The sequence below is a fragment of the Variovorax sp. J31P207 genome (assembly GCF_030316965.1).
Taxonomy (GTDB): domain Bacteria; phylum Pseudomonadota; class Gammaproteobacteria; order Burkholderiales; family Burkholderiaceae_C; genus Variovorax; species Variovorax ginsengisoli_B.
In genome coordinates this window covers 1-16408 of record NZ_JASZYN010000012.1, presented here as the reverse complement: position 1 = coordinate 16408, position 16408 = coordinate 1, and the positions used below count along the sequence as shown (strand labels likewise).

The following is a 16408-nucleotide window of genomic DNA, read 5'->3' as shown; positions in this document are numbered from 1 at the left end:
GAGTGGATGGGAGGGTTTCAGAATTCGGTCCAGTCGCCCGCGGCCGCGCTGGCCGTCGCCAACGCGGGCGCCGGCTTCGATCGGGCTGGGGCCGGGGCCGGCGATGGCCTGGATGGCGCCCGGCTCGGCGCAGCTGCCGCGACAGGCGTACGAGCCGGCGGAGCAACCGCTGCCGGTCCGCCGTCGTCGAGCTTGAAGGTGCCGACGATCTGCGACAGGTTGCCGGCCTGCTCCTGCAGCGATGCGGCGGCCGCCGCGGCCTCTTCGACCAGCGCCGCGTTCTGCTGCGTCACCTGGTCCATCTGCGTGATCGCCTGGTTGATCTGCTCGATGCCGGAGGTCTGCTCCTGGCTCGCCGCCGTGATCTCGCCCATGATGTCGGTCACCCGCTTCACGCTGCCCACGATCTCTTCCATCGTGTGGCCCGCCTCGGCCACCAGCGCGCTGCCCGCGCCCACCTTGCCCACCGAGTCGTCGATCAGGCCCTTGATCTCCTTGGCCGCCGCTGCCGAGCGCTGCGCCAGGCTGCGCACTTCAGACGCCACCACCGCGAAGCCCCGGCCCTGCTCGCCGGCGCGTGCGGCTTCCACCGCCGCATTCAACGCCAGGATGTTGGTCTGGAACGCGATGCCGTCGATCACGCCGATGATGTCCACGATCTTCTTCGACGATGCGTTGATCGACGCCATCGTGTCCACCACCTGGCTCACGACCTCGCCACCCTTCACTGCCACTTCCGAGGCCGAAGCCGCGAGTTGATTCGCCTGGCGCGCGTTGTCCGCGTTCTGCTTGACGGTGCTGGTGAGTTCCTCCATCGAGGCGGCCGTTTGCTCCAGCGAGCTGGCCTGCTGCTCGGTGCGCGAGGACAGGTCCTGGTTGCCCACGGCGATCTGCCCCGAGGCGGTCACGATCGAATCGGTCGCGGTCTTGATGCGCCCGACCAGATCGGTCAAGGTGTCTTCCATCTCGCCCATGCCGCGCAGCAGCCGGCCGAAGTCGCCGCCGCGATCGGTCTCGAACTCCTGGCTGAGATCGCCCGAGGCCACGGTGTCGGCGATCAGCAGCGCCTCGTCGATCGGCTGCACGATGCTGCGCGTCAGCAGCCAGGCCAGGACCGATCCGAGCGCCAGCGCGATCGCCGCCAGCACCAACAGGTTGACGCGGCCCGAGCGGTAGAGCGCATCGATCGCGTCGGCCGACTTGTCGATCTGCGCCTGTTCATGCGCCAGGATGGCGCGGATGCTGGCGTCGTAGCTGTCGAGCGTCGGCACCAGCTTGTCCCTGGCGATGCGCATCGCCTCGTCATGCTGGCCCCCGGCCTTGAGCTTGAGAAGCATGCTGCGCAGCTCGATGTAGTCGGCGCGCTTCTTCTTGATGTCGGCGACCAGCGCGGTTTCTTCCGGCGAGTCCAGCATTTCCTCGAGTTGCTTCTGGGTCTCGGAGATCGTGACGCTGATCTTGCTCATGCCCTTCTGCAGGTAGTCCTGCACCTGCGGGTCATCGGTGTTCAACAGCGCATAGGTCCGCACGCTGTTGGTGCTGGTGCCCAGCAGCCAGCCCGCCGCCAGGCGCTCCTTGGCGAGCGAACGCTTCGCCATCTCGTGGGTCGCATCGCCGACCGCCTGCAGCCGCAGCACGCCGATGCCGGCGATGGCGGCCACCAGGGCCAGGATCACCGCGAACCCGCCACCCAACCGGGTGCCGATCTTCCAGTCTTTCATTGCGTCTCCGATTGCTTCGTTGTTCCAGATGACCGCTTCAGGCCGCCAACTTCTCGATCAGCCCCATGTCGTCGCTGGACATCAGGCGATCGATGTCGACCAGGATCAGCATCCGCTCTTCGAGCGTGCCCAGCCCGATCAGGTAGTCGGTGTCCAGCACCGAACCCATCGCCGGCGCCGGCTTGATCTGCTCCGGCGTCAAGGTGATCACGTCCGACACGCTGTCGACCACCATCCCGACCACCCGGCCGCCGATGTTCAGCACGATCACCACCGTGAACTCGTCGTAGCTCGGCGTGCCCAGCGCGAACTTGATCCGCATGTCGATGATCGGAACGATGATCCCGCGCAGGTTCACCACCCCCTTGATGTAGTCCGGCGCGTTCGCGATCCGCGTCACCGCGTCGTAGCCGCGCAGCTCCTGCACCTTCTGGATGTCGATGCCGTATTCCTCCGCGCCCAGGGTGAAGGTGACGACCTCCAGGCGGTTCGCGTTCGCATTCGCGGCGGCAGTGCCGGCCGCATGGGATGGAGGGCTCGAGATCTCTGCCATGGGGTTCCTTGGAGTCGGATGGGAAGGTTGTTCGGATGGATATCGGCAGTCAGCCGAATTTCTGCATGATGCGGACCAGTTTTTGTCCGTATTGCGGATCGGTGGCGTAGCCCGCGCGCTGCAGTCCGTGCGCGGCTTCGGTCGGGTCGTCCGTCGCCAGCACGTTGGCGTAGCGCGGGTTGCGCGTCATGAAGCGCGCGTAGTCGGTGAAGGCCTCTTCATAGGAGCCGTAGGCCCTGAACTTGGCGCGGATGCGCTGCGGCTCGCCGTCCACGTACTCGGTGGTGGTGGTCTCGACCACCGGCCCCTGCCAGCTGCGGTCGGCCTTGATGCCGAACAGGTTGAAGCTCTGGGTGCCGTCGTCGGCGCGGATCTCGCGCTTGCCCCAGCCCGATTCGAGTGCCGCCTGGGCCAGGATCAGCGGCGCCGGCACGCCGCTGGCGGCGCTCGCGGCCTGCGCCGAGGCACCCATGCGGTTGACGAAGCTGTCGACATGGCCCTGCAGGTTGGCCACGGCGCCCGCCGCGCCGCCCGAACGGTCGTTGTTGACCTGGTAGGCGCGGAGGTCGACGCGGCTGGAAGGCGCCGAGCCGAGCGGGATGCCCGCCTGCGGCGACAGCGGAAGGCCGCCGCGCGGCGCCAGCGACATGCCCGCCGGGTTCGGCTCGCGTTCGTCGGTGCCGGCAGCCGCCGAGCGCTGCAACTGCGCCAGCATGGCCTCGGCCAGCCCCAGGCCCCGGCCGGAGAGGTTCTGCGCCAGCTGCTGGTCCAGCATCGAGGTGTAGATCTTCTCGTTCTGGCCGTCGAGCAGGCCGCTGGAAGGCGTCGCCTCCCGCATGCTCTTCAGCACCATGTTCATGAACATGGCCTCGAACTGACGCGAGACCTGCTTGAGGCCTTCTTCGGGCGAGGCGCGCACGGTGCGCCGCAGGGCGTCGACGCCCTGGACGTCGAGCGCGAAGCGCTGGTCGAGCGCACCGGCGCGATCGGCCCCTGTGTTGGCTGCGGAAATCGCCATGCCGGGCCTCAGATGATCTCGAGCTCGGCGCGCAGGGCGCCGGCGGTCTTCATGGCCTGGAGGATCGACACCAGGTCCGTCGGATTGGCACCCAGCGTGTTGAGGCCCTTGACCACGTCGGCCAGCGAGGCGCCGCCGCGGATCATCTGCAGCGCGCCGCCCGGCTGGTTGATCGAGATCTCGGAAGTCGCTGCGGTCACCGTGCGGCCGTTCGCGAACGGGCCGGGCTGGCTCACCAGCGGGTCGGTGTTGATGACCACCGACAGGCTGCCGTGCGCGACCGCGCAGTCGTTCACCCGGACCGCCTGGTTCATCACCACCGAACCGGTGCGGGCATTGATGACCACCTTGGCCACCGCCTGTGTCGGCGTGATCTCCAGGCCTTCGAGCCGGGCCAGGAATCCGACCCGCTCCTGCGGCGATTCGGGCGCCCGGACGCGGATCACGCGGCCGTCGACCGCCTCCGCCAGGCCGCTGCCGAACTGCCGGTTGATCGCCTCGACCGCCCGCTGGGCGGTGCCGAAATCCGAGCGCATGAGTTCGAGCGTGACGGCGCCCTCGCCACCGACCGCGGCCTCGACCGCGCGCTCGACCGTCCCGCCGGCCGGAATGCGGCCCGAGCTCAGCTGGTTGATCTGGACCTTGCTGCCGTTGGCCGAGGCACCCGCGCCGCCGACCACCATGTTGCCCTGCGCGATGGCATACACCCCGCCGTCGGAGCCCTTGAGCGGCGTCATCAGCAGGGTGCCGCCGCGCAGGCTCTTGGCATTGCCCATCGAGGACACCGTGACGTCGATGGTCTGGCCGGGCCGCGCGAAGGCGGGCAGCTGCGCCGTCACCATCACGGCCGCCACGTTCTTGAGCTGCATGATGCCCACTTGCGGCACCGTGATGCCGAGCTGCTGCAGCATGTTGTTCAGGCTCTGCGTCGTGAACGGCGTCTGCATCGTCTGGTCGCCGGTGCCGTCGAGGCCCACCATCAGGCCATAGCCGATCAGCGGGTTGTCGCGCACGCCCTGGACGCTGGCGAGCTCCTTGAGCCGCTCGGCATGGACAGGCACGGCCGACAGCAACGCGCCAACCGCGGCGAGCGCTGCAAGGGGCTTGGCGAAGCGCCACGAAGTGCGCGAAGAGGGGGTGTTTTTCATGCTAGAACGGCATCACGTTCAGGAAGATTCGCTGCATCCAGCCCATCTGCTGGGCCTCGTCGATGTAGCCCTTGGCCGTGTACTCGATGCGCGCATCGGCGACCTGGGTCGACAGCACGGTGTTGTTGCCGGTCACGGTGCGGGGGTTCACCACGCCCGAGAAGCGAATGAACTCGGTGCCCTGGTTGATGCCCATCTGCTTCTCGCCGCTGACCAGCAGATTGCCGTTGCCCAGCACGTCCACCACCGTGACGGTGATCACGCCGTTGAAGGTGTTGGCGGCGTTGGCGCCACCCTTGGCGGTGAGCGCGTTCTGGCCCGAGAGCTTGGCGGCCTGGCCGTCGAGCAGACCGCCGAGGAACTTCGGAATGGTCGCGAAGGCCGTCGCGGTGCTGCCGTCGCGGCTGGCGTTGGCGCCGGAGTTCTTGCTGGCGTTGACCTTCTCGCTGATGACGATGGTCAGGATGTCGCCGACGTTGCGCGGGCGGCGGTCCTCGAACAGCGCGACGCCGCGCGCGCTGTCCTGCCAGATCGCGCCGGTGGGCACGCGCGGCTGCAGCGGGCTCATCGAATCGGCGCGCGCCGTCATCGGCTGGTGCACCAGCGGCTCGCGCGGCACCAGCGCACAGCCCGTGGTCAGCGCGATGCCGAGCCCCGCCAGAAGAAGACGCGTGAACGAGATCACAGCTGGGCCAGCCTTTGCAGCATCTGGTCGGAGCTCTGGATCGCCTTGCTGTTGATCTCGTAGGCGCGCTGCGTCGCGATCATGTTGACCAGCTCCTCGACCACGTTGACGTTCGAGGCCTCGGTGTAGCCCTGGCTCAGGATGCCGGCGCCGTCGAGGCCCGGGTTCAGCAGGTTCGGCGCGCCGGACGAGTCGGTCTCGGTGTAGAGGTTCTCGCCCTTGCTCTCGAGGCCGGCCGGATTCAGGAAGGTGGCCAGCTGCAGCTGGCCGACCTGCACCGTGGCCGTGCTGCCGGCCTGGGTCACCGAGACGATGCCGTCGCGGCCGACCGTCATGCTGGTGGCGTTCTGCGGGATCGTGATCGGCGGCTGGATCGTGAAGCCGCTGGCGGTCACCAGCTGGCCATCGCGGTCGGTCTGGAACGAACCGTCGCGGGTGTAGGAGGTGGTGCCGTCGGGCATCAGCACCTGGAAGAAGCCCGAGCCGTTGATCGCGACATCCTTCGGGTTGTCGGTCTTCGTCATGTTGCCCTGGGCATGGATGCGTTCGGTCGCGACCACGTGCACGCCGGTGCCGACCTGCAGGCCCGAAGGCAGGCGGGTCTGGTCGGAGGTCTGGCCGCCGACCTGGCGCAGGTTCTGGTACATCAGGTCCTCGAACACGGCGCGGCTGCGCTTGAAGCCGGTGGTGCCGACGTTGGCCAGGTTGTTGGACACGACGTCGAGCTGCGTCTGCTGGGCTTCGAGGCCGGTCTTGGCCACGTAGAGGGAACGAATCATTGAATTACTCCTGCGAAGGGTTTGCGGCTCAGCCGTAGGCCAGCAGCTTGTTGGCCGACTGGGCGTTGGTGTCGGCGGTCTGGATCGACTTCATCTGCATCTCGAAGCTGCGGCCGTTGGCGATCATGGCCACCATGGCCTCGACCGGATTGACGTTGCTTCCTTCGACCATGCCGGCGGCGACCACCACGTTGGCGTCGGCCTCGGGCGGGCGCACGCCGTCGCGCATGCGAAACAGGCCGTCCTCGCCGCGCACCAGGTCGCGGGTGTCCGGATTGACCAGCTTCAGCTTGCCGACGTTGGCCACGCCGACGTTCGGATCCCCGGCGCCGCGCGCGGCGATCGTTCCGTCGGAGGCGATCGTCACCGTCGAGCCGGGCGGGATCACCAGCGCGCCGCCGTCGCCGACCACCGGCCGCGCGCCCATCGTCGTCACCTGGCCGTCGGCACCGACCTGCAGGTTGCCGACGCGGGTGTAGGCCTCGCCGCCGCCCGGCGCCTGGACCACCAGCCAGCCTTCGCCGCGCACCGCGACGTCGAGGTCGCGGCCGGTCTCGGTCAGGGGCCCGTGCGAGAAGTCGGCGCCGGGCGTGGTCGCGGTGACGAAGGCCCGCGTCGGCGCCTCCTCGCCCACCACCGGCACCGCGCGGAAGGTGTTGATCTGCGCCCGGAAACCCGGGGTCGAGACGTTCGCCATGTTGTTGGCGACCGAGGCCTGCTGCTCCATGGCCTGCTTGGCGCCGCTCATGGCGACATACAACATTCGATCCACTGTGTGCTCCTGGTGTTGAAGGGCTGCGTCTGCTCGGAACCCCGCGTCAGCGGATGTTCATCAGCGTCTGCATGACCTGGTCCTGCGTCTTCACGGTCTGTGCGTTGGCCTGATAGTTGCGCTGCGCGACGATCAGGTTGACCAGCTCGGCGGTCAGGTCGACGTTGGAGGACTCCAGCGCACCCGCGGCCAGCGAGCCCTGCTTGGTGCCTTCGCCCGGCGTGCTGGTAAGGGCCGCGCCCGAGGCCTGGGTCTCGGCGTACATGTTGTCGCCCTTGGGCTCGAGGCCGTTCGGGTTCGCGAAGGAAGAAAGCACCACCTGGCCCAGCAGCTTGGACTGCTCGTTGGAGAACTTGCCGGTGATCGTGCCGTCCGGGTTGACCGAGAACGAGGTCAGCACGCCGGAGGCGTAGCCGTCCTGGCTCAGCTTGCTCATGCCGTTGGCGGTGCCGAACTGCGTGGTGCCCGAGAGGTCGACCTTGACGTTGACCGGCGACGACCCGTTCGCGAAGTTCATGGCCGGCAGGGTGATCGCGCCGCCCACGGGCGCCGTGAGGTTGCCGTTGGTGTCGAAGGTCATGCCGGGCGTGGCACCCGAGACCGGGGCGCCGCCATTGAGCGGCACGCCGTCGGCCGTGGCGTAGACGTCCCATGCGTTGGCACCGGTCTTCACGAAGTAGACCGACAGGTCGTGCGCGTTGCCCAGCGAGTCGTAGATCGGACCGGCGGCGTTGGAATAGTTGAAGGTGTCCGAATCGGTCGGGTTGAACGGCGTCTTGGTCGGCACCTTGAGGCGCGCGTCGAGATTGAACTCGGCGTCGACGCCGGAGGTCGCGTTCGGCGTCATGGCCTGGGTCGGGATCTGGATCGCCGACGGCGTGCCGCCGTTGATGCCGCCGCTGGCATTGACGCCGTAGCCGGTCAGTCGCAGGCCGTTGGCGTTGACGATGTAGCCGTCCTTGTCCTTGGTGAACTGGCCGTTGCGGGTGTACATGATCTCGCCGCTGGTGCTGGCCATGCGGAAGAAGCCGTCGCCGCTCAGGATCGCGACATCCAGCGGACGGCTGCTGCTCTGGGTCACGCCCTGCGTGAAGTTCTGCACCACGCCCGACACCGAGGCGCCGAGCCCGATGCGCGAGCCGGCATAGATGTCCTGGAAAGTCGCGGCCGCCGACTTGAAGCCGATGGTGCCGGAGTTGGCGATGTTGTTGCCGATCACATCGAGGTTCGCGGCGGCCACGCCGAGCCCGCTGACGCCCTGGGAAAAGCTCATGATGAATCCTTGTTTCGAAGCAATGAAGAAAAGAAGCGCGCTGCGCCTCAGAGGAACATGCGCACGTCGGACAGCGCGATGCTCTGGCCCGATGCCAGTTCGAGCGTGACGCCGGTCGCACCCTGCTTGACCGCCGCGACCTGCGCGAAGGTCAGTGCCGTGGCTTCCACGGCCGTGCCGCCGTTGCTGGCGGCCACAGTGAACTTGTAGCTGCCCGCGGGCACCACGTTGCCGGCGTCGTCCTTGCCATCCCAGGTGACGGCGTTGACGCCTTCGGTCATGCCGCCGGCCTCGATCGTGCGCACGGTCTTGCCCGAAGCGTCGACGATCTTGATCTCGACATCGGCAGCCGTCCCCGGCAGCTGCACCGCGAACGCCTGGACGGCCGGGTCCTTGCCCTCTTCCGCAGCCTTGGTCGCGAGCGTGTTGCCGGGCGACAGCACGTTGTAGCCAATCAGCGATGCCGCCTGCAGCACCTGGTTGGAGCCGGTCTGGCTGACCAGGCCCGACAGCGTGCTGTTGAGCTTCTCGATGCCGCTCACCGTGCTCATCTGCGCCAGCTGCGAGGTCAGCTCGGCGTTCTCCATCGGATTGAGCGGGTCCTGGTTGTTGAGCTGAGTCACCAGCAGCTTCAGGAAGCGCTGTTCGCTGTCGGAGTTGGAAACGCTGGCGGTGCTGGCCGCTGCGCTGGCCGCGTTGGCGCCGGAGATCGAGGAGGTGTCGGTGATGGCCATGGGATCTTTCTGCTGTGTTGTTACTGGCCGATGGTCAGTGTCTTGACCATCAGCGTCTTGGCGGTGTTGAGGACCTCGACATTGGCCTGGTAGCTGCGCGAGGCCGAGATCATGTTGGTCATCTCCTCGACCACGTTGACGTTCGGCATCGCGACATAGCCGTCGGCGTTGGCATGCGGGTTCTTGGGGTCGAAGACCATCTTGGCGGGCGAGGCGTCCTCGATCACGCCGGCGACCTTGACGCCGCCGATGTCCTGCCGGCCCGAGCCCGCGACCTCGAACACCACCTGCTTGGCGCGGTAGGGCTGGCCGTCGGGGCCGGCCACGCTCTCGGCGTTGGCGAGGTTGCTGGCGGTCACGTTCATGCGCTGCGATTGCGCGGCCATGGCGGAACCCGCCACGTTGAAGATGTTCATGGAAGCGCTGGGAAGCGGCATGTGGTTCTTTCTTGTGGCTGCCGTTTACTGCTGCACGGCCGACAACAGCGACTTGATCTTGGCGTTGATCACCGTGAGGTTCGACTCGTAGCGCAGCGCGTTGTCGGCGAAGTTGATGCGCTCGGCATCCATCTCGACCGTGTTGCCGTCGATGCTCGACTGGCTCGGCACTCGGTAGAGCAGGTCCTGGTCGGGCATCGATTTCGACTCGCCGGCCAGGTGGCGCGACGAGGTCGTGGCGAGCGCGAAGGACTGCGACTGCCGGCCCTGCTCCACCGCCTGCGTCAGCCGGCTGGCGAAGTCGAAGTCACGCGCCTTGTAGTTCGGCGTGTCGGCGTGGGCGATATTGGCCGCCAGCACTTCCTGGCGCTGGGCCCGGAGATTGAGGGCTTCGCGGTTGAAGGCGAGCGCCGCATCGAGCTTGTCGATCATGGGGTTCCATCGGTTGACGTCGCGTCCGCACAAGACGGCATGGCGACAGATGGAAAGCGAGTCTATGCATGCATCGCGTTCGCAATGGGCTGAACAAAGGGGGTTTTCGCCAGCACTTCGCGACTTCGCGGTGTGGGCTCGATTCCTAGAATCTCCTGGCGCCGGTGTCCGTCCCCCTTCCTGTCTTCCACCCGCGCTTGCCGAGGCCTCCCCAATGCAACACCGCTCCTCCAGCACCCGCTTGCTGCGCATCGCACTCCCCGCCCTGGTGGCCATGGCGGTCGCCACCGGCGCCGCGGCGCAGCAGTTGCCGGAAGCGGCCCGGGTCGCGATCGAAGGCCTGCTGCAGAGGCAATCCAACGGACTGCCCGGCAAGCTCAGCTTCAGCACCAAGGCCACCGCCGCACTGCCGCCCTGCGACGACTACGAGGCCTTCCTGCCCAACGGAGCGACGCCCCGCGGCCGGATCTCCATCGGCCTGCGCTGCCGCGGTGACAAGCCCTGGACCCGCTTCGTGCCGGCCCAGGTGGCCATCGAGGGCCGCTACTACATCGCGGCGCGCGCGATCGAGGCCGGCCAGACCCTGGGCGAGGCCGACGTCGCCGAGCGCAGCGGCGATCTCGGCGACCTGCCGCGCTCGGTGGTCACGGAGGCTTCGGCGCTGCAGGGCGTGGTGGCCACCAACCGGATCGCCGCCGGCGCGCCGCTGCGCAAGGAGTCGATGCGCGGCGTGGTCGCGATCCAGCAGGGCCAGACCGTGCAACTGGTGGCCCAGGGCCCCGGATTCACGATCAGCACCGAGGGCAAGGCCCTGACCCGGGCCGAGGTCGGCGCCACCGTCCAGGCCAAGACCCGCGACGGCCGCCTGCTGACCGGCGTTGCGACCGAGGACGGCCAGATCCGGCTCGCCCAATAGGGCCACCGGGCTGCCGCCCCCCATGGTTTTCCATCTGCGCGCCCGCTCGCGAATTGTGCAAACTCCGACCTAAAGTTCTGGCTGCGTCCGCCGATATACGGGTCAGCCCTTTGAGGAACCATCTTGAAAATCGATCCATCCGGCCTCCCGGCCACGCCCCAGAGCCGCCCGACCAAGGCGCAAGCCGCCGCCGCGAGCGGTGTCGATGGCGCTGCGGCGCCCGCCACGGACGGTGCCCAGCCCATGGGCCAGGTCCGCACCCTGCCCGGCACGCCGGGCGGCGACTTCGACGCAGCCCGGGTCGCGGCGATCCGCGAGGACATCCGCGCCGGCCGCTATCAAATCCACCCCGACCGCATCGCCGACGGCCTGCTGGCCAGCGTGCGCGACCTGCTCGATCCGGAAGCCAAGCCATGAACACGATGTTGCTCTACCTGCATGCCGAGAAGACCTGCGTCGAGGAATTCCTCGCCGTGCTCGACCAGGAAGAACAGGCCATGGCCAACGCCCGCTTCAGCGAGCTGACCGCGATCACCGACGAGAAGATCGCCCTGCTGGACCGGATGGCCACGCTGGACCGCCAGCGCGAAACCGCGCAGGTCGCACTGGGCTTCGAACCCGGCCCCGCCGGCGCCGAAGCCGCAGCGGCGGCCGCCGGCGAAGCCACGCGCCAGGCCTGGACCGCCCTGCTGGCACTGGCCGAGGACGCCAAGGCGCGCAACATGCGCAACGGCTCGATGGTCCACACGCACCTCGACTTCACCCAGCGCGCGCTGCATTTCCTGCAATCGAGCGTGCAGCTGTTCTACGGCCCCGATGGCGTGCGCAAGACCGCCGGCGGCGGCAACCGGCTCGCCCTCGGCTGAAGCCTTTCGGCGCCCCCTGCGGGCGCCGATTCACTTGTTGGGGTTGAGCAGGGCCTTCTCGCCGGTCGCGTGGCGCGAATAGACGGCGATCTGCGCCAGGTCCAGCGCCTCGACCAGCGAGAGTTCCGCCGTGTAGTGGCTGGCGAAGGTGGTCTTGAGTTCGGCCGCCACCCGCGCCTTGAGCTTCGCGGCGCCCTCGGGCCCGATCTTCTGCAGGAACGGGAACAGCAGCCAGCCCCCCATGCCCCAGGTCATGCCGAAACCGCGCGTGAACTCGGTCGGCCCACGGTCGAGGCCGCCGTAGATGTAGACCTGCTTGTGGGTGCTGGAGCCGTAGCGGCTGTATTCGGTGGCGGTCTTGTTCAGCGCCGCTTCCATGCAAGTCAGGATCTGCCCGGCCAGCTTGCCGCCGCCGATGGCGTCGAAAGCCAGGGTGGCGCCGGTGGCGACCAGCGCGTCGGTCAGGTCCTGCATGAAAGTCGGCGAGGTGGCGTTGCAGACGTACTTCGCGCCGAGGCCGCGAAGGATGTCTTCCTGCTCCTTCTTGCGCACGATGTTGACGAGCGGGATGCCGTCCTGCAGGCAGATCCGGTTCAGCATCTGCCCCAGATTGGACGCGGCGGCGGTGTGCACCAGCGCCTTGTGGCCCTCGCGCCGCATGGTCTCGACCATGCCGAGCGCGGTCAGCGGGTTGACGAAGGCGGACGCGCCCTCGGCCGGCGTCTGGCCTTCGGCCAGCGGCATGCATTGAGCGGCGGCGATCGTGCGGTACTGCGTGTACATCGCGCCGCCGAGGGCCGCCACGGTCTTGCCCAGCAGGGCCTGGGCCTCGGGCGAGGCACCCGCGGCGACGACCACGCCGGCGCCTTCGTTGCCGACCTGCATCGACTGGTCCAGGCGACCGGCCATGCTCTTCAGCGCGGCTTCGGGGATGTCGGCGGTGATGACCGGCCGGGACGCCGTACCCGACGCCTTGGCGGTGCGCAGGTCGGCGGCCCCGAACAGCAGGCCGAGGTCCGACGGATTCATCGGCGCGGCCTCGACGCGGACGATCACTTCGTGGGCGGCCGGCTGGGCGATCGCCTCCTCGGCCAGCGACAGGGTGAGTTGGCCGTCGCGGCTGACGAGCGAGCGGATCTGCAGGGTGGTGGCGGGCAGTGTCATGGGGGTCTCCGGGCTGGGCGGCCAGTATAGGAGCCGCGGCCGGCGCGCGCCCAGGCTCTCAGGGCGCCAGGTCGGCGGCGCCGGCGTCTGGATAGGCCAGCACGCGATCGATCCGCTTGCCCTCGAGCGCCGCCACCTCGAAGCACCAGCCGGCGCAGTCGATGCGCTCGCCCACCTCGGGCAGCTGGCCCGAGACGAACATCAGCAGCCCGGCGACCGTGTTGTAGCGCCCGCGATCCTCCTCGGGCAGCTCGCGGATGCCCAGGCGGGCGCGCAGCTCCGACACCGGCATCAGGCCGTCGAGTTCCCAGACACCGTCGGGCCGCTCGCGGGCCCAGGCTTCAGCATGGGTGGCCACCTGCAGCTCGCCGGTGATCGCCTCCAGCAGGTCGCGCGGCGTCATCAACCCCTGCACCACGCCGTATTCGTCGACCACGAACACCAGCCGGCCGGCGTGCGAGCGGAACTGTTCGAGCAGTTCCATGCCGGTCAGGGTCTCGGGCACGAACACGGCGGGCTGGGCCGCCTGCTCGATCGATCCCTCGTGGTCCGGGCCGAGCCGCAGCAGGTGGGCCACGCTGATCACGCCGACCACGTCGTCGAGCGAGTTGCGGCACACCGGATACCAGGAATGGACCAGGTTCAGCGCCCCGGCGGCCGACACCTTCTGCAGGCTCTGGGCGACGCTCCAGGAGGCATCCAGCCATTCGATGTCGGCCCGCGGGATCATCAGCGAGGCCAGCCGCCGGTCGTCGAGGTGGAACACGTTGCGCACCATCTGGTGCTCGTGCATCTCGATCACGCCGGCGTCGACGCCCTCCTCGAGGCTGGCGGAGATCTCTTCCTCGGTCACCACCCGGGCGGCGTTCGAGTCGATGCGAAGCAGCTTCAACGTGGCGGCGGTGGCGCCCGACAGCAACAGCACGAAGGGCTTGGCGCCGGTGGCCAGTCCGCGCATCGGCCGGGCCACGAAGCGCGCCACCGGCTCGGGGTAGAGCTGGCCGATGCGCTTGGGCACCAGTTCGCCGAAGATGATAGTGAAGAAGGTGATGCAGGTCACCACCACCGCGGTCGACGCGACGCTGGCCGTGCCGGCGCCCAGGCCCCAGGCCTGCATCTGCCCCGACAGCGGCTCCGCGAAGGCCGCCTCCCCCACGATGCCGCTCAGCATGCCGATCGAGGTGATGCCGATCTGCACGCTGGACAGGAACTGCGTCGGATCCTCCATCAGCTTGAGCGCCGCCGCGGCGCCCGCATCGCCGGTCTCGGCCAGTGCCGCGAGGCGGGCGCGGCGGCTGGTGGACAGGGCCATTTCGGACATTGCGAACAACGCGTTGAGCGTGGTCAGCAAGGCCAGGAGAAAAACATCCATGAAGGCGGGTGAGAATGGGGATCATGGCACTTTACTTGATCGGTGACGTGCAGGGCTGCGACGACCCCCTGCGGCGCCTGCTGGACGACATCGCCTTCTCCCCCAGCCGCGACACGCTGGTCATGCTCGGTGACCTGGTCAACCGCGGACCGGCATCGCTCGCGGTGCTGCGGCGGGTGCAGGGCTACGGCGCCGCCGCGCAAAGCCTGCTGGGCAACCACGACCTGCACCTGCTGGGGGTGGCCCACGGTGCACGCAAGGCGGGCCGCAAGGACACGCTGCGCGACGTGCTCGATGCGCCCGACCGCGGCGCGCTGCTCGACTGGCTGCGCCACCAGCCGATGGCGCTGCACCGGCGCCTCGGCGGCGGCGACCTGCTGATGGTGCATGCCGGCGTGCTGCCGCAATGGAGCGTCGCCGACACGCTGGCGGCGGCGGCCGAGCTCGAATCGGTGCTGCGCGGGCCGTCGCTGGGCGATTTCCTGCAGACCATGTACGGCAACGCGCCGGCCCAATGGAACGACACCCTCTCGGGCAGCGCCCGGCTGCGGGTGATCGTCAACGCGCTGACGCGGCTGCGCTTCTGCAGCGCCGAAGGCGTGATGGAGTTCGACAGCAAGGACGGCGCGGCGGCGCCGCCGGCGGGCTTCATGCCCTGGTTCGACGTGCCCGGCCGGGCCACTGCGGTCGCGACGGTGGCTTTCGGCCACTGGTCGACTCTGGGCTGGAAGTCACGGCCCGACCTGCTGTCGATCGACACCGGCTGCGTCTGGGGCGGCTGCCTCAGCGCGGTGCGCATCGGGCCCACGCTGCAGGACCGCGAATTGATCCAGGTCGATTGCCCGCAGTCCCAGAAACCCGGCTGAGCCGCCGGGCATCCGCTGGATCAGCTGGGTTCGGCGGCCTTGAAAAGCGCTGGCACCTTGCGCTTGGTCTTGATGTTGGCCGAGATGCCGCGCGACGGCGCGGCCTTGGCGGCGGCCTCCCAGGCCGGCGCGCCCTCGCGCTCGACCGGCGCCTCGTAGGGCTGCTCGAAGAACGGATCGCGCGGCGCCGACGGCGCGCGGTGCGGACGGGTGCTGCGCACCGGGCGGCCTTCGGCGCGCTCGCGCGGCCGGTCGAGGGTGTCAAGCACGTCGCGGGCATCGCCCGCCTCGCCCTCTTCGCGCCAATGGCGGCGGCCGTCGTTGATGCGGCCGCGCGGGCGGTCTTCCTCGAATTCGACCGGCTCGAGCTCGATCTTCTTCTTGATCAGCTTCTCGATGTCGGCCACCAGGCGGACGTCGTTGCCGCCGCTGGCGAAGCTCACGGCCAGGCCCGAGGCGCCGGCGCGGCCGGTGCGGCCGATGCGGTGCACGTAGTCCTCGGCGTTGAACGGGATGTCGAAGTTGAACACCGCCGGCACGTCCTTGATGTCCAGGCCGCGGGCGGCGACGTCGGTCGCCACCAGCAGGTCGACCTCGCCGGCCTTGAAGGCGGCCAGCGCCTTCAGGCGCTCGTCCTGGCTCTTGTCGCCGTGCAGGGCGGTGGTCTTGAGACCTTCGCGCTCGAGCGAACGGGCCAGCCGGGCGCAGCCCAGCTTGCTGTTGACGAAGACGAAGGCCTGCGTGAGGCCACGCTGGCGGATGATCTGCTTGAGCGCGCGGCGCTTGTCGTCGTCGCTGACGCTGTAGAAGCGCTGCTCGACGGTGGAGGCGGTCTCGTTGGGCCGCGCCACCTCGATCGTGACCGGATTCTGCAGATAGCTGCCGGCCAGCCGCTTGATCTCGGGCGAGAAGGTGGCCGAGAACAGCAGCGTGGTGCGCTGCTTGGGCAGGTACGACAGGATCCGCTGCAGGTCGGGCAGGAAGCCGATGTCGAGCATCCGGTCGGCTTCGTCGAGCACGACGTACTCGACCTGGTTCAGCACCGCGTTCTTGGCCTCGATGTGGTCCAGCAGCCGGCCCGGCGTGGCGACCAGCACCTCGACGCCCTTCTTGAGCTCGAGCGTCTGGGGCTTCATGTCGATGCCGCCGAAAACCACCGCGCTGCGCAGGTTGGTGTACTTGGCATAGAGCGCGACCTGCTGCGCCACCTGGTCGGCGAGTTCGCGCGTGGGCAGCAGCACCAGCGCCCGCACCGGATGGCGCGCCGGCGAGGTCGAGCTGTTCTCGTGCTTGAGCATCCGCTGCAGCAACGGGAGCGAAAAGGCCGCCGTCTTGCCGGTGCCGGTCTGCGCCGCACCCATCACGTCCTGACCCGACAGGACCACCGGAATGGCCTGTTCCTGGATCGGCGTCATGGTCTCGTAGCCCATTTCGGCGACGGCACGCGCGAGGGGTTCGGCCAGGGAAAGATTGGAGAAGGAGCTTGTCATTAAGCCTTCTATTGTCGCACTTTGGCGAAAAACGGCAGTGACAGCGCGGTGACCGGCCGTTTCAGGCCCCCGAACAGGCCCTAGAGCGATTTGGCTGCGAAAGTGTCGCAATCCTGCATGTTCCCCGACTTGAAACCGGCGCCGAACCAGCGCTGCCGCTGGGCGCTGGTGCCGTGGGTGAA

19 protein-coding genes are annotated in these 16408 nt (G+C 68.5%); 4 read left to right on the top strand and 15 right to left on the bottom strand.

The window, feature by feature from the left end; genetic code table 11:
- Window positions 1-17: 17 nt before the first annotated feature.
- Genes QTI68_RS30535 through flgB form a run of 11 tightly spaced genes read right to left on the bottom strand, consistent with a single transcriptional unit; the run spans window position 18 to window position 9552 of the window.
- Window positions 18-1721, bottom strand: a complete 1704-nt coding sequence (locus tag QTI68_RS30535) for a methyl-accepting chemotaxis protein (protein ID WP_286526956.1) — start codon at window positions 1719-1721, stop codon at window positions 18-20.
- 37 nt (window positions 1722-1758) lie between these two features.
- A complete protein-coding gene (locus QTI68_RS30530; protein WP_286526954.1) occupies window positions 1759-2274 on the bottom strand; it encodes a chemotaxis protein CheW in 516 nt (171 codons plus the stop codon).
- Window positions 2275-2323: 49 nt separating this feature from the next.
- Entirely contained in the window at window positions 2324-3292 is a 969-nt protein-coding gene (gene flgJ / locus QTI68_RS30525) for a flagellar assembly peptidoglycan hydrolase FlgJ (protein WP_286526953.1), read from the bottom strand.
- An 8-nt stretch (window positions 3293-3300) separates the two neighbouring features.
- A complete protein-coding gene (locus QTI68_RS30520; RefSeq protein ID WP_286526952.1) occupies window positions 3301-4440 on the bottom strand; it encodes a flagellar basal body P-ring protein FlgI in 1140 nt (379 codons plus the stop codon).
- 1 nt (window position 4441) lies between these two features.
- Window positions 4442-5125, bottom strand: a complete 684-nt coding sequence (locus QTI68_RS30515; RefSeq protein ID WP_286526951.1) for a flagellar basal body L-ring protein FlgH — start codon at window positions 5123-5125, stop codon at window positions 4442-4444.
- Window positions 5122-5904, bottom strand: a complete 783-nt coding sequence (gene flgG / locus QTI68_RS30510; protein ID WP_286505120.1) for a flagellar basal-body rod protein FlgG — start codon at window positions 5902-5904, stop codon at window positions 5122-5124. The genes QTI68_RS30515 and flgG overlap by 4 nt, the downstream gene beginning before the upstream one ends.
- 28 nt (window positions 5905-5932) lie before the next feature.
- Entirely contained in the window at window positions 5933-6676 is a 744-nt protein-coding gene (locus QTI68_RS30505; RefSeq protein WP_286526950.1) for a flagellar basal body rod protein FlgF, read from the bottom strand.
- A gap of 46 nt (window positions 6677-6722) precedes the next feature.
- A complete protein-coding gene (flgE, locus tag QTI68_RS30500) occupies window positions 6723-7949 on the bottom strand; it encodes a flagellar hook protein FlgE (RefSeq protein ID WP_286526949.1) in 1227 nt (408 codons plus the stop codon).
- A 47-nt stretch (window positions 7950-7996) separates the two neighbouring features.
- Window positions 7997-8683, bottom strand: a complete 687-nt coding sequence (locus QTI68_RS30495) for a flagellar hook assembly protein FlgD (protein ID WP_286526947.1) — start codon at window positions 8681-8683, stop codon at window positions 7997-7999.
- A 20-nt stretch (window positions 8684-8703) separates the two neighbouring features.
- Window positions 8704-9120 (bottom strand): flagellar basal body rod protein FlgC, encoded by a 417-nt coding sequence (flgC, locus tag QTI68_RS30490; RefSeq protein ID WP_286526946.1) that lies wholly within the window; start codon window positions 9118-9120, stop codon window positions 8704-8706.
- Window positions 9121-9144: 24 nt separating this feature from the next.
- Entirely contained in the window at window positions 9145-9552 is a 408-nt protein-coding gene (gene flgB, locus QTI68_RS30485; protein WP_286526945.1) for a flagellar basal body rod protein FlgB, read from the bottom strand.
- 214 nt (window positions 9553-9766) lie between these two features.
- Between flgB and flgA the strand changes: the two genes are divergently transcribed.
- From flgA to QTI68_RS30470, 3 genes are all read left to right on the top strand, one after another.
- Window positions 9767-10468 carry a flagellar basal body P-ring formation chaperone FlgA gene (gene flgA, locus QTI68_RS30480; protein WP_286526944.1) on the top strand — a complete coding sequence of 234 codons (702 nt, stop codon included), beginning with the start codon at window positions 9767-9769 and terminating at the stop codon, window positions 10466-10468.
- Window positions 10469-10591: 123 nt separating this feature from the next.
- A complete protein-coding gene (gene flgM / locus QTI68_RS30475) occupies window positions 10592-10885 on the top strand; it encodes a flagellar biosynthesis anti-sigma factor FlgM (RefSeq protein WP_286526943.1) in 294 nt (97 codons plus the stop codon).
- A complete protein-coding gene (locus tag QTI68_RS30470; RefSeq protein ID WP_286526942.1) occupies window positions 10882-11334 on the top strand; it encodes a flagella synthesis protein FlgN in 453 nt (150 codons plus the stop codon). The genes flgM and QTI68_RS30470 overlap by 4 nt, the downstream gene beginning before the upstream one ends.
- Window positions 11335-11364: 30 nt before the next feature.
- Here the strand turns inward: QTI68_RS30470 and QTI68_RS30465 are convergent, their stop codons facing one another.
- A complete protein-coding gene (locus tag QTI68_RS30465; RefSeq protein ID WP_286526941.1) occupies window positions 11365-12498 on the bottom strand; it encodes a zinc-binding dehydrogenase in 1134 nt (377 codons plus the stop codon).
- A 58-nt stretch (window positions 12499-12556) separates the two neighbouring features.
- Window positions 12557-13870, bottom strand: coding sequence for a hemolysin family protein (locus QTI68_RS30460; protein ID WP_286526940.1), 1314 nt, complete (start codon window positions 13868-13870; stop codon window positions 12557-12559).
- Between the two features lie 23 nt (window positions 13871-13893).
- On the opposite strand from QTI68_RS30460, the gene QTI68_RS30455 reads away from it, so the two are divergent.
- Window positions 13894-14736 (top strand): symmetrical bis(5'-nucleosyl)-tetraphosphatase, encoded by an 843-nt coding sequence (locus QTI68_RS30455; RefSeq protein WP_286526939.1) that lies wholly within the window; start codon window positions 13894-13896, stop codon window positions 14734-14736.
- A 20-nt stretch (window positions 14737-14756) separates the two neighbouring features.
- Here the strand turns inward: QTI68_RS30455 and QTI68_RS30450 are convergent, their stop codons facing one another.
- The gene (locus QTI68_RS30450; protein WP_286526938.1) at window positions 14757-16226 is read right to left on the bottom strand and encodes a DEAD/DEAH box helicase; all 1470 of its coding nucleotides are present in this window, start codon (window positions 16224-16226) and stop codon (window positions 14757-14759) included.
- An 80-nt stretch (window positions 16227-16306) separates the two neighbouring features.
- A partial coding sequence (locus QTI68_RS30445; protein WP_286527146.1) for a neutral zinc metallopeptidase occupies window positions 16307-16408 on the bottom strand: 102 nt, incomplete at its 5' end.